The organism is Paenibacillus sp. IITD108 (genome assembly GCF_036541265.1).
Classification (GTDB): domain Bacteria; phylum Bacillota; class Bacilli; order Paenibacillales; family Paenibacillaceae; genus Pristimantibacillus.
Window position 1 is genome coordinate 1 of the sequence record NZ_JAZHCT010000005.1, and the last position, 12,691, is coordinate 12,691.

Here is a 12,691-nt window from a genome sequence, read left to right on the forward strand (position 1 = left end):
TAAAAAAGACCGTCAGGAAAGCTTCCTGACGGTCTTTTTTAAAATGAGCACAAATGAACATTCGTAAGTGAAAAAAGATAAATCTTCAAGTTAATAAACCAAAAACGAACTAAATATTAATATCATATTGACATAAATGAATATTGGTGTTAAATTTTACTCAATATTGCGCTTTAATAAACATTTATGCGCAAATATGAGCTATTATTTAAAAAAGAATAGGCAAAATCAACTCTGCTTTGGAAAGGAGGGAATCAGTCGTATAAGCTTAAACTTCTGGAAATTGAAAGCGGATTCAATTAAATGAGATTATGGAGGTTTCAAAGAAAATTATGGCTAATACGATGATACTGACAATCCGCCGGGTGATTAGCGGAACGACTTTTTTGAAAGCTGCAGCAGTAGCTGCAATTATTAGCGTTTTTACTTTATCCCCTTCTGCAATCCAAGCAGAACAAAGCCCCATGAACTCCATGTTTAATCTTTCAGAAACAGCTAAGGAGCTTTTTACTAACAAAGATGCACAAAACAACACGGTACTGCAGTCAATCGGGTTCGATAATCCAAACGAACGAGTCTATACGCTTCAACTGATGCAAGGCTCGTTACAACTGGATGGCGAGACTGCGGCAGTTACCGGAGCCAACAGAGATTTGAACGGCGATTTGGCATTAACGCAGTATGATTTGCAGGGAAACAAGACCGGCTATATGTATCTGAAAGGCTTTGGACATGGCGTTCAGATGGGCGTGGAATCGGTAGGTGAGAAAACATTTTTATGGACTGAAATTGATTCTGTTGCAGAGGGTACAAGCGGATGGGGAACGAAAATCGCCAGATTTCCATTTGAGAACGGAAAAGTTCTTGACTCAAAGTCACAAGAAATTGAAAAATTCAGCCTTGTGGAAGGCGCAGATAGAACCACGCTCAATATCGACCCTGTTCATGGACTGCTGACAATGAGATATCGCTTAAACGGTTCTTTCCGATATGGAGTTTATGACCTGGAGGAAATCAAGCAAAATCGTTTCAGTCCGTTGGCAGACGTGCCTCAACCAAGTGGATTAGGTACATTTCAAGGATTCGCATCCTATGGGAGGTATTTGTATCTTTTGGATGGCACTGCTTACGGCTCGGGGGGATCGGTTTCACCAACAGGAAATACATATATCACTTCAGTCGATTTAAAAACGGGGGCTATTATTGATAGACAGCTGATTTATGGAGGAAATGATCTTGTTTTCAGGGAGCCGGAAGGCTTAGCTATTCGTCTGTCGGATAAAAATGATCCACAAAGCGCCCAATTAAGCATTGGTTTCGCTTCCGGAGTGACTGGTGCAAGAAAAGCAAATATTTTATACTTGGATAATTTGCTTCAACGCAGCCCTGATGCCCCAACAGACGTTAGTGCTATAGCGGGCGACAGTCAAGCGATAGTAAACTTCACAACTCAAGCTGGCTACTGGGATAGCCCAATTGACAGCTATACAGTAACATCGAGCCCCGAGGGAGTGTCTGCAGTTGGGACGGGCAGTCCGATCACGGTGAAGGGACTGACTAACGGAATTGAGTATACCTTCACAGTTACTGCAACGAATTCGGCAGGAATATCTATTGCATCCACTTCTTCCGAAGAGGTTACTCCGTTAAGCTCAAATGCAGATTTAAGCGGACTTAATTTGTCCAGCGGTTCTTTGGACAAAACCTTTTCATCCGATGTAGTCAGTTATAATGTGAGTGTTCCGAATTATGTGAACGTTATAACAGTTACTGCGGTAACATATGATACTGGAGCATCTCTTCAAATTAATGGAAATTCGGCGGTCAGTGGCGCTGTTTACGGACCAATCAACCTTATTGTGGGTAGCAATCCAATCCCCGTCGAAGTGACTGCACAGGATGGCACAGTAAAAGTTTACACAGTTGTAGTGAATCGGACTGCGAACAGCAGCAGTTCCAGCGGTTGGAGTTACTCAGAAGCGGAAATAGGTGAAAAAGAAACACCTGAGGATGAACAGAAGGCGATAGATGAGCAGGAAAAACAACCAAGGCCGTCAGTAATATTGGAGGACATTTCTGGGCATTGGGCTGAAGCAAGCATTAAACAAGCGGTAATTGCCGGAATTGTGAACGGTTATCCAAATGGGACGTTTAAACCAGAAAAGTCCGTTACCCGCGCGGAATTTACGGTTATGCTAATGAAAATGTTAAAGCCACAGGAAACAGGAGAAGAACTGACTTTTGCAGATAAGGTTAATATAGGATCATGGGCGCAAAAAGAAGTTATGCAGGCTGTACAAGCAGGAATCGTTAAAGGCTATGAAGATCGAACCTTCCGTCCTGATGTGGAACTGACACGCGCAGAGATAGCGGTAATGATTGCTAACGCCCTGCATTTACCGATTGAGCCGGCTGCTCAAACAGGCTTCGCAGATGACCATGCGATTCCGGAATGGGCAAAGGGTTCAGTGTCAGCCATCAAGAAATTGGGCATAGTCGAAGGCAAAGACGGGAACGTATTCGACCCTGAAGCCAAAACAACAAGAGCAGAGGCTGTAAAGCTTCTAATGATCATGCTGGCACAAATGAGCAAGTAATCAACAAATATCAGCCTGATTTTAAATTTTGAAAATTTTTGTATTAAAAAATGAATCTGTATTGTTGCACTTGTTGTGATTACGGAGGGACAACGTCATAATATCACGGCTCGCAGGTCTAATGACTCGCGAGCCTTTTTGTCGGAGGACATCGACATATAATAATAGTACCGCATATCTACACGTTTTTCATTTAAGGATATATGTTCTTGTCCAAACAAAAAGACATTGTATAATATATAGAAACATATGGAAAAAGATGGACAGTGGTATTATTCAAAATCTTGGAGAAGAAAGTCAGAAAGGGAACCTGCTTAACATCGAAGATCTTGATTGAATTGATCATAAGGAGACTAAACGGGTACGATAGTCAGATGAACCACAGGGGTGGAAAAATGAAAAATACATGGCTGGCTTTCTTTGGATTATACTGCATATTGTATATATTATTATACTTAGTTTACTTGATTTTCATTAAACTTTTACATTCTTCATACAGTATTGTAAGTGTTACTGCAATTATATTGCCTTTTCTTTTTTTACTTTTATTTCATTTTGCTTTGTGGAAAGCTTCCGAAAATGATTTCCGAAGTAGTAGGAAGGGGAAAAATATATTTACAGGTATATTAATTATAGGTAGTATTCTACCCTTATGTTGCGGGGTCATCTTAGGTATAAACGAGTACAGGTCAAACTTTACTATTGAAAAGTGGTTGAATAATCAACATTCAAGAGTATATATAGTTGATAATTTATTGAAAAAATATGATTTCGAACAGATGACAAAGGACGAAGTTACTAAGCTTTTGGGAACACCACCAGAAACAAATTATTTCAAGGGTGAGGATAATATTGTGTATTACCTTGGAGATGAAAGAGGGTTAATCTCCATTGATAGCGAATGGTTAATTTTTGAGTTTGATGAAAATGAGAATGTGAAAAGTTATGAAGTTCGGAGCGATTAGAAAAAGTCTAATATCGGAGCGGGAGGACTTGATTTTCTTGAAGTAATAAACAAGCGGTGTATTCATTTTTTGAATCGATTGATAAAAACTCAACTCAATGATATACGACTATAATTGGGATATGGCAGCTATCAGATGAATATTATCTTTATCTTTTCTGGACGTAAAAGCTTCTTTTTCAATTTTTCAGCTAGTTCCTCTTCCACCCTCTTAGCAATCGAATCTCAGCAAGTCCGCTCGTATGACATATGTACAAAATACGAGTTTCAAATTCTACCATTTATCGATGGAACATATGCAAGAGATACTACAAGATATAATAATATGTCATACTTAACGAATTGTGAAGCTGTTTTCCGAAAATCAAACGAATATTACATATCTTTCATAAACAATGCGAAACCGTAACCAGCGGTTTTTTTTTATGAATAAAACAAAAAAAGTGCTCTCAGCAGAGGGCACTTTAATATGCTAAAACTATACTTTTTGGTTTTTGCACCCCCCCTGTTAGTAAGGAGGGGGGATGGCTGAATCCCGTGCTACATAAGACATTCAGCCGTTTTCATCAGTACAAGATTTGACCAGTACTGACTTAAGGTATTTTTAATTGCGACTGGTTAAAACGAGTATATACGATCATATGTAAAAAAGCAATCAAACCGTCACCGACGGCTAAGGGAGCTCGCCCCCTTAGAACCCCATCCTCGCCGGAAGGCAGCCCTTCAAACTCCGTTTAAAGGGAGACAACAGGATTAGACGAATTAAGCCGCTAGTCAACCCTAATGGGTCCTCCATGTAATTCCGGCTCCTACGGAGTGACAGCTACCCCTCACTCACATACTCGTCAGCCGATGTCGGCCTGGGCTCAAGCCCGATCCGCCCCCGTCTGACGGTTCTCGTCTGAATCTCGAAACTGTGCATCTTTGTAGTAGAGTAGGGCAACACTCATGTAAGCCGACATAGATATCAATCTAACATCACACTGATGTAAATGTCAATTGTTTTTTTGCTAACGCTTAGCCATATGTAATCGTCGGAAATATTCTGAGAACGATCGAGGCATGCCACTATCAATAATGTTGTCGATTAATTGCCATTCAACTGCAGGAAGTGTAATCGAAATCTTACGAGATATCGTTGGTTCATTAACACCATTAATATTTGTAGAAGTCGAGGGAGTCACAGATTTTTGAAGCGTCGGATAGGTAGCTAACATTAATTCGACTTGAACATCATATTCTTTTCGAATTTTTTCCACTTTACGACGATAAGTGGGTAATAAATAATCATTTCGATTTTGAAGGCTACGAGCAGCAATACTAATATTCGTAAACTTAGCTGCCATTAAATGTGCTCCTAATCTTCGCGTCTGCTTGACAAAAGGGGTACATGCAGTGTAAATTGCTTGTAATTCAGAAATTAGCATCTCACGTGGATCCATGAATAAACCTCCTTAGAACAAATAGGGGATAAAGTTCTATAGATACACCAGTCACAAATTAAAGATGCCGACCACTAAAACACGAGTTAATAACATATGTACAAAATACGAGTTTTGTGAACATGTTATAAGAAAACGCGTAACACATCGCGGTTTCACCGATCCATGTTATTCACTGCATTACGCATCTCTTCATCTGTTAGGTGTGTATATATCATCGTTGTTTGTATGGATGAATGCCCTAATTGGTTCTTCAATCTTGGAACATCGTTATTTTCTAAATGGTATCGAGTTGCAAATGAGTGCCTAAGCGAATGTACGGTTAGAGATGGTTTACCAAAAGCCGTTGCATATTTCTCAATTAGCTTTTCAATTGAACGTTGTGTCAAACGCCGGCTTTTTCCTTTACGGCCTACAGGAGCTGCAATAAATAAATAGTTTTCGTGTTTTTCTGGTAAATATCTTACTTCTCTGATTTGCAGATAATTTTCTAAATCTAATAATGCCTGTTTGCTAAAGTATACATATTGTTCTTTATCACCTTTACGGATGACTCGTACTAATGCTTTTTTCATATCTAAGTCATCCATATTAATGCCTGCAACCTCAGACAATCTCAGCCCTGAACCTAATATCAGCGAAACAATCGCTGTGTCACGCTCACGATTAAACTGATGAAACGTGAAGATTCGCTTATTATCTTTATGCTTTTCTCCGAAATCATAAGCTACAAATTGCCTAAATAATTCAAATTCATCTTCTCTAAGGATTTTTCCTTCAATACGGTTTGCAATAGTTTCTTGGCTTTCCTTGACTGCATTCAAGTCCATTTTGGCCATTACATTTCGTTGAATATATGGCTTCAGATCGCTTGTCTCAGCCTTGTTCTGAAGGTAATCAAACAAAGATTTTAGCGAGGACAACTTGCGATTTATTGTAAGTTTCTTATTTCCAAGTTGATAATCCAGGAAAGACAAAAAGTTTTCTACTTCGCGAATTTTCAATCGCTCTAGTGTCTCCAAGTTTATTTCTTTCCGACTCGCTGAAGTTAAATTTTCAGCAATAAGCCAATCAAAAAAAATAATGTAATCATGGCAATAATTAAGAAGTGTCGTTGGAGATAATTTTCGTTTTTTACTATCTATAAATTCTGTAACATACCAAGGTAAATCAGAAAGTTTTTCGTCAATCCGTTGCATGTAGTGCATTTTCATCTGTTTTTCCATATTTGTGCAAAACCTCCATGATTGCATTATATCTGATTATTATTTATTCGTCAAATTATTATTTTACGTAATTATATTTTTCATTTCCCCAATCCTTATGTTATTGTAGTCAAGAAAAAAAGATCCAGCACATTAGCCAGATCTTTTTCAACGCGTTCCTCGCTGCCTCGTGTCTATCACCTTATACACTTATCAATTCTTTTCGGAAAAGCGATTTTTATTTACGAATTAATCAAATGCAGGATACGGATCACCCGAAATTGAAAGTATAGCATATACTTTTCTTTGTTTCTTTGACTTAGTATATTTACCGTCATCTGTAATTGATTCTATTTCACTAAAGTTGTTAAAGTTTGTATTAAGGTATTCAATTTCAACCATTCTTCCCCCATATTTCTCAAAATCGGAAGGTTCCACTTGGAATAACATATTCTCAACCTCTAAAATAAAAGTATTTATTTCCTTCCCAATAGGATAATCTGTAAATTTTATTAAGTTACCATCATAAACCGAATATATATCTGAAGCTTCTCCTTGTAATATAACGATTTGCTCCTCAATTTCCTTATCTTTAGCAGGGTTCGCCAGTAGACTTATCGATAATACCGCCACCATAACAGTAACAATAACACTAACCCAAATAACAGGACGTTTGAAATGTAAGATGTTCCTCACTCTTGTCTTTACATTGCTTTCTCCAAAAAATAGTCGGCTTGATAAGCCGCTTTGTTTGGAAGCAAGAGCCAGCAACGTTTTGGAATAATCTATCCGAAGGTCATCGTTTGATAATTTCATAACTCTTTCATCGCAAGACATTTCCATATCCTTGATCATGAGGAAATACGAAATCCATATAAGCGGATTAAACCAGTGCAGAACTAAGACCACTAACGCCAAGGGTTTAATTAAATAATCCAGACGTCTAATATGTGTTTGCTCATGCATTAATATGAAAGCTTGTTCCTGACTAGATAGGCCTATTGGTAAATATATTCTAGGTTTAATAAAACCAAAAACAAAAGCTGATTTAATCTGATCTGTTTCGAAAATATTATCCTTTACAAGTGTTGAAAATGAAAGCTTTTGCTTTAATCTGAAGTATGAAATTATTCCATATACTAACAATGCAGCCGTCCCCAGCATCCAGATTATCGCTCCCAGTTGTATAACAGCTCCCATCGGATTAACACTTGCTGTTGCATCTAATGGCGGTAGAGTTGACTGAATGGAGTGATTAACTGTATCGTCTAAGAGTATATTACCAGTATTTATGCTCGGGCTTTCGGAATAAATAATATCTTGCGATATAGCGCCTATCTTACCTGGTAACAAGCTTAGCGAGCTTTCAAATGAAAAAGGAAAAACAAGACGAAACAAAACTACAAACCAAAGCGCATAAGAAAAAACCATTGGAACTCGTGCTTTTCTAATCCCAAGCCTAATCAAAATAACGATGAGTGTCGCATAGCTTGCCGTAAGGCTCATATTTAATATGGTTATAAAAAGGCTGCTCATTTCGTCGTCTCCTCTTGGTTTGTTTAAACAAACCTATTTACAAAGAGTTTATTACGACAAACCTTTTAAGTCAATAGAAAAATGGCACTATTGTAAATTTTTATAAAAAAGAAAAAGCCAATCAAAATTCGACCGGCTCTCCGTATACATATTAAATATTAAAGTTATTGGTTACCCTTCTTTACCCATTCCGCAACTGTAACTGTGCGCTGGGCTTGGTGTTTTACCGCTGCTTGAACATCTTCAATCATTTTTCCGTCTTGACCAACGGTTACGCTTGTTCCATATGGATTTCCGCCTGCGCCAAAGATTACAGGGTTTGTATAACCTGGAGTAGCAATGATAGCACCCCAGTGCATCATCGAAGTATATAAGGATAACAAGGTAGCTTCTTGGCCACCATGTGGATTTTGAGCAGATGTCATTGCACTTACTACTTTATTTACTGTTTTACCTTGTGCCCATAGACCTCCTTGAGTGTCTAGAAACTGTTTCATTTGAGACGGCATATTACCAAAACGTGTTGGAACACTGAATATAATCGCATCTGCCCATTCAATATCTGCTGATGTTGCTACTGGAATATCTTTTGTAGCTTCGACAGTTCCTTTCCAAGCTTCATTCCCTTCAATGACAGAAGCAGGTGCTAGTTCCTGCACTTTCAATATTTTCACTTCAGCTCCCGCTTCTTTTGCTCCTTCTGCCGCCCATTTGGACAACTGATAATTTGTTCCACCCATACTGTAAAATACTACTGCTAATTTAACGTTAGACATTTCTTTAACATCTCCTTTAATGTTTGATTTACCAAATAGTTTGCTCAAAAAGCCCATATTAAATTTCCCCTTATTCCCATTCAATTATTACTATAAGATTATTTTGAAAAATTATTTTGCAATCTTATCGAGTCGAATACCATTTACCAGCTGCTTCAACTTCCGAAGCCGTCAATTGATGACCTCTATTTTCCCAATGAAGTTCAACTTGTGCATTCGCCTTTTCCAGCAACTCTTGAAGCTCTAAGGACTCTGATGATGAACAAATCGGATCGTTTGTTCCGGCTGCTATAAACACAAATTTTCCTGATAAATCTGGAAGCTCTACTCCCCTTTTTGGAACCATCGGATGATGAAGAATAGCACCTTTCAATGCGTCTTGATAGTGAAATAATAAACTTGCCGCAATATTTGCCCCATTTGAGTAGCCAACCGCAACAATCTGATTTCGGTCAAAATCATACTTTACGGATGCTTCATCAAGAAATTCGTTTAATTCCTTCGTCCGTAAAATAAGATCTTCTTCATCGAACACTCCTTCGGCAAGCCTTTTAAAGAAGCGTGGCATCCCATTTTCTAAAACATTTCCCCTAACACTTAATAGTGATGCTTCCCTATCAATTTGTTCTGCGAGAGGCAATAAGTCAAACTCATTGCCGCCAGTACCGTGAAGCAGAAGAAGTATGGGCTTATTTGGATTTTTTCCTTTTTTGAATATATGTTTCATTTCTGATCTCCCTCCAATCACGCGCTTCTGTTTGATTAATATGAATGACAAGTTATTTATTGGACATTATTCTAATTCTCGGACTTGAATTGGTATCAAACTGCGTTCAAGCTGCTCTCTATATTTCTCATACTGCGCGGGCAGCATAAGCTTTTCTCCCATTGTTTCCTGTGATTCGTCATGAGCAAATCCAGGAGGATCTGTAGCAATTTCAAATAATATTTCTCCATATTCTCTAAAGTAAATCGCATTGAAATAGTTTCGGTCCTGAACAGGTGTTACCCCATACCCATTCATTGAAACATATTTCTGCCATTCCAACTGATCTTTGTCGTCAATTGCTCTCCATGCGATATGATGAACGGTCCCAACCCCCATCTGACCTCTTTCAGTTGAAGCAGCTTTAAGATCGATAATATTTCCAATATTAGCTGTAGAACGGAAACGAATGAAATCGCCCTCTCTACCAACGAGCTCAAGTCCCATTACCTTTTCTAACAACTCAGCTGTTTGATTTGGCTGTGCGGAAAATAAAGTTGCGCCGGCGAAGCCTTTAATCGCTACTTCTGGTGTTATCCCTCCGATCGTCCACGCGTTGATTTCCCCTTCTTCTCGTTCAACAATTTCCAATCGAAGTCCATGCGGATCTTCAAACTGTAAGTACTGCTCATTAAAGCGTTCTTGTTTGGTAAAGGTGATGTTAAACTTCTCTAATCTTTGTTCCCAAAATTTCAACGCATCCTTAGGAACGGCATAACCTGTAACACCTACTTGACCGTCGCCAATCTTTCCTTGACGAGCTCCTGCCCATGGGAAAAATGTTATGATTGTTCCTGGTTTGCCGCCTTTATCGCCAAAGTATAGATGATAAGTATTAGGATCATCAAAATTTACGGTTTGTTTCACTAAACGCAAGCCAAGCACCCCTGCGTAAAAGTCTACATTTTCTTGCGGATGCCCTACGATAGCAGTAATGTGATGTATGCCCATAGTTTTTTTAGTCATTTCTATTCCCTCCAATTTATAGTTAAAGCTAAAGAGTATCGTTTAAACAAAAGTGACAAATTCGCCAACCGGTTTACGATAACCACGCGGTTTTCTGCTTGCGACTTTTTCTTTGCCTAGCGTAATCATCATTACGACCTCGTACTGTTCACTGACATTTAATATTTCCTTCACAGCTTGAGGATCAAATCCGATCATTGGACAAGTATCCCAGCCCTTTTCTTTAGCAGCGAGCATAAAAAACATGGCTGATAACGAAGCATTCCTGATCGCTTCATCTCTTTGAAATTCCTCTCCCCTTGTTTCATAAAATGCAAGAGTGTCATTGACCATATGATCGTATTCTTGCTTATTCATAATCTCTAATAATTTTAAACCTTCGTAAATTTTAGGGGCTTGATGAAATGCTTTTTTATCTCCTAAGACAATGATTACAGCCGAAGAACTTTTTACTTTATATTGTCCATAGGCTGCCTTTTGTAATCTTTCTTTTACGTCTGCATCCAATACAGCTACATAATTGGCATGCTGCAAATTAAATGCTGAAGGGGCTAGCTTTACCAATCCGAAAATATCATTTAGTTCTTGTTGCGTAATAGGATTTCCGGGTAAAAAATTACTTGCAGACCGTCTTTCTTTTATTAATTCCATAAAATCTGCCATAGTTTCTAAACCTCCGATACAAAAAGTTTTTATTTTAAAATTAATTAATACGAATTTATATATTACGAATTTGAGATAAATGCTTAAAAAAATTTACATTTTCTCTGCATAGTATCCTATCTTTTTCAGTTGTTGAATCATTAGCTTTTTCTCCTCAGCATCTAGCCCAGCACATATCTCATTTATTTTCATTTTATGATTAGGGAAAACTTCATTCATAAAATCAGTTCCAGCTGGAGTAATTGCAGCATAAGTAATTCGACGATCTTGTGGACAAGGTTTTCTCTTCAAAAAATCTTTTTTCTCTAATTTATCTACTACATAAGTAATACTGCTGCTGGCAATCAATACTTTTTCACCAATTTTTTGTATGGGCTGCTCCCCTTTACTGTATATCAATTCTAAAACAGCAAATTCAGTCGGGTTTAATCCCATGCTCTTAATATCTTCTTCCACACGTTTTTTTATTGATTCTAATGCTCGAGTTAAAACAATAAATAACTTCAATGACAATTTTTCGTCTATTTGCTCTAGACTTTTCTCGTTCATTTTAATCATTCCCTTTATCGAATATCTCGAATTCGAGATAATTATATCTCATTATTTTTGTCTAATCAAGTTATTTTTTCAATCCAGCTCTGAAAGTGCAATTTTGTACAGCTTATCGTCATTCCCCTGTGGAGTGCCGCGTCCGTCTTTATTATTACTAATGAAATAAAGAAAGTTATCTTCAATCAGAATATCTCGAATTCTGCCAAGTCCGGAAATTACTTCTCGGATTTTTTTCGATTCCAGATCAAATTCTAAAACGGCAGATCCGCTCAACGCAGCAACATACAATTTGCCTTTATAAATATCCATTCCCGATGGTGCCCACGTAGTTTTGTTTCCAGAAGTAAATAATGGTGAAACTAAGCCTTCTTTTTCCTCATAGCCTTCAATTATCGGCCAACCGTAATTTTTACCGGCTTCAATTTTATTGATTTCATCGTTTGCACGGCTGCCGTGTTCACTTGCATACAGTGTTCCGTCAGGCAACCAGGCAATTCCTTGAGGATTTCGATGTCCGTAACTATATACATAAGAATCGGGAAAAGGATTATCTTCGGGTACCGATCCATCAAGATTGATTCTTAAAACCTTCCCACCTAAAGAAGCGGTTTCTTGGGCGATATCCGGTTCATATGCATCGCCGGTTGTTGCATATAGTTTTTTGTCAGGCCCAATTTTAAGCCTTCCGCCATGATGCCAGGATCCGCTCGGAATTTTATCTAAAAGCAAGCTTTCTTCCTTCCATACGCTATCTTCCAGACGTAGTGTTACAATGCGGTTAAACTGGCCAGAACTGTCCTCATAAGTATAATAAGCATATCCTTTATTCGATTCCGAAAAGTCAGGGGCTAGAACAAATCCTAACAACCCCGCTTCCGAAGCTGTAGAAATGTCCTTAAGGAGGTTAACGCTGTGTTTCACGCTTTCCCCATCTTTTATTTTCACAATCGCCCCTTGTCTTTCCGTCAAATAGAACGTATTTTCCAGTTTTTCTATTGACCATGGAACTTCAAGGTTTTCGGCTACCACATCTAGATTCTGATTTTCCCGCTCCTCTAAATCCAATTGCTGTTTATCTAAGTTTCGTTGTTCACTGGCAGTGCACCCGGCAAGTAATAAAATTGCGATAATATAAGCGCCAATGATTTTATTCATCATTCATCACCTCGAACCAGGATCATTTTTTGCTACTTAATCATTAATTATAACGTTTCCGTCTTCAAT

The 12,691-nt window shown here is 38.2% G+C and carries 11 protein-coding genes; 2 read left to right on the forward strand and 9 right to left on the reverse strand.

The genetic code is table 11. The annotated features are described in order from the left end of the window. The first annotated feature begins 311 nt into the window (after window positions 1–311). On the forward strand, window positions 312–2,597 hold the full coding sequence (locus V1L65_RS05535) for a phage baseplate protein (RefSeq protein ID WP_331698090.1): 2,286 nt from the start codon (window positions 312–314) through the stop codon (window positions 2,595–2,597). Window positions 2,598–2,926: 329 nt separating this feature from the next. Next, window positions 2,927–3,562, forward strand: a complete 636-nt coding sequence (locus tag V1L65_RS05540) for an outer membrane protein assembly factor BamE (protein WP_331698091.1) — start codon at window positions 2,927–2,929, stop codon at window positions 3,560–3,562. Window positions 3,563–4,571: 1,009 nt separating this feature from the next. Here the strand turns inward: V1L65_RS05540 and V1L65_RS05545 are convergent. The 9 genes from V1L65_RS05545 to V1L65_RS05585 form a co-directional block, all read right to left on the reverse strand. Next, window positions 4,572–5,003, reverse strand: a complete 432-nt coding sequence (locus V1L65_RS05545; protein ID WP_331698092.1) for a hypothetical protein — start codon at window positions 5,001–5,003, stop codon at window positions 4,572–4,574. Between the two features lie 155 nt (window positions 5,004–5,158). After that, a complete protein-coding gene (xerS, locus tag V1L65_RS05550; RefSeq protein WP_331698093.1) occupies window positions 5,159–6,229 on the reverse strand; it encodes a tyrosine recombinase XerS in 1,071 nt (356 codons plus the stop codon). Window positions 6,230–6,457: 228 nt separating this feature from the next. Next, window positions 6,458–7,744 carry a M56 family metallopeptidase gene (locus tag V1L65_RS05555; protein WP_331698094.1) on the reverse strand — a complete coding sequence of 429 codons (1,287 nt, stop codon included), beginning with the start codon at window positions 7,742–7,744 and terminating at the stop codon, window positions 6,458–6,460. Window positions 7,745–7,908: 164 nt separating this feature from the next. Further along, complete coding sequence (wrbA, locus tag V1L65_RS05560; protein ID WP_331698342.1) at window positions 7,909–8,520, reverse strand: NAD(P)H:quinone oxidoreductase; 612 nt, start codon at window positions 8,518–8,520, stop codon at window positions 7,909–7,911. A gap of 124 nt (window positions 8,521–8,644) precedes the next feature. Then, window positions 8,645–9,247 (reverse strand): alpha/beta hydrolase, encoded by a 603-nt coding sequence (locus tag V1L65_RS05565; RefSeq protein ID WP_331698095.1) that lies wholly within the window; start codon window positions 9,245–9,247, stop codon window positions 8,645–8,647. 66 nt (window positions 9,248–9,313) lie between these two features. Next, entirely contained in the window at window positions 9,314–10,252 is a 939-nt protein-coding gene (locus V1L65_RS05570; RefSeq protein ID WP_331698096.1) for a ring-cleaving dioxygenase, read from the reverse strand. A gap of 42 nt (window positions 10,253–10,294) precedes the next feature. Beyond that, window positions 10,295–10,915, reverse strand: coding sequence for a nitroreductase family protein (locus V1L65_RS05575; protein WP_331698098.1), 621 nt, complete (start codon window positions 10,913–10,915; stop codon window positions 10,295–10,297). Between the two features lie 93 nt (window positions 10,916–11,008). Beyond that, the gene (locus tag V1L65_RS05580; RefSeq protein WP_331698099.1) at window positions 11,009–11,464 is read right to left on the reverse strand and encodes a MarR family winged helix-turn-helix transcriptional regulator; all 456 of its coding nucleotides are present in this window, start codon (window positions 11,462–11,464) and stop codon (window positions 11,009–11,011) included. Window positions 11,465–11,542: 78 nt separating this feature from the next. After that, a complete protein-coding gene (locus V1L65_RS05585) occupies window positions 11,543–12,622 on the reverse strand; it encodes a PQQ-dependent sugar dehydrogenase (RefSeq protein WP_331698343.1) in 1,080 nt (359 codons plus the stop codon). Window positions 12,623–12,691 lie beyond the last annotated feature (69 nt).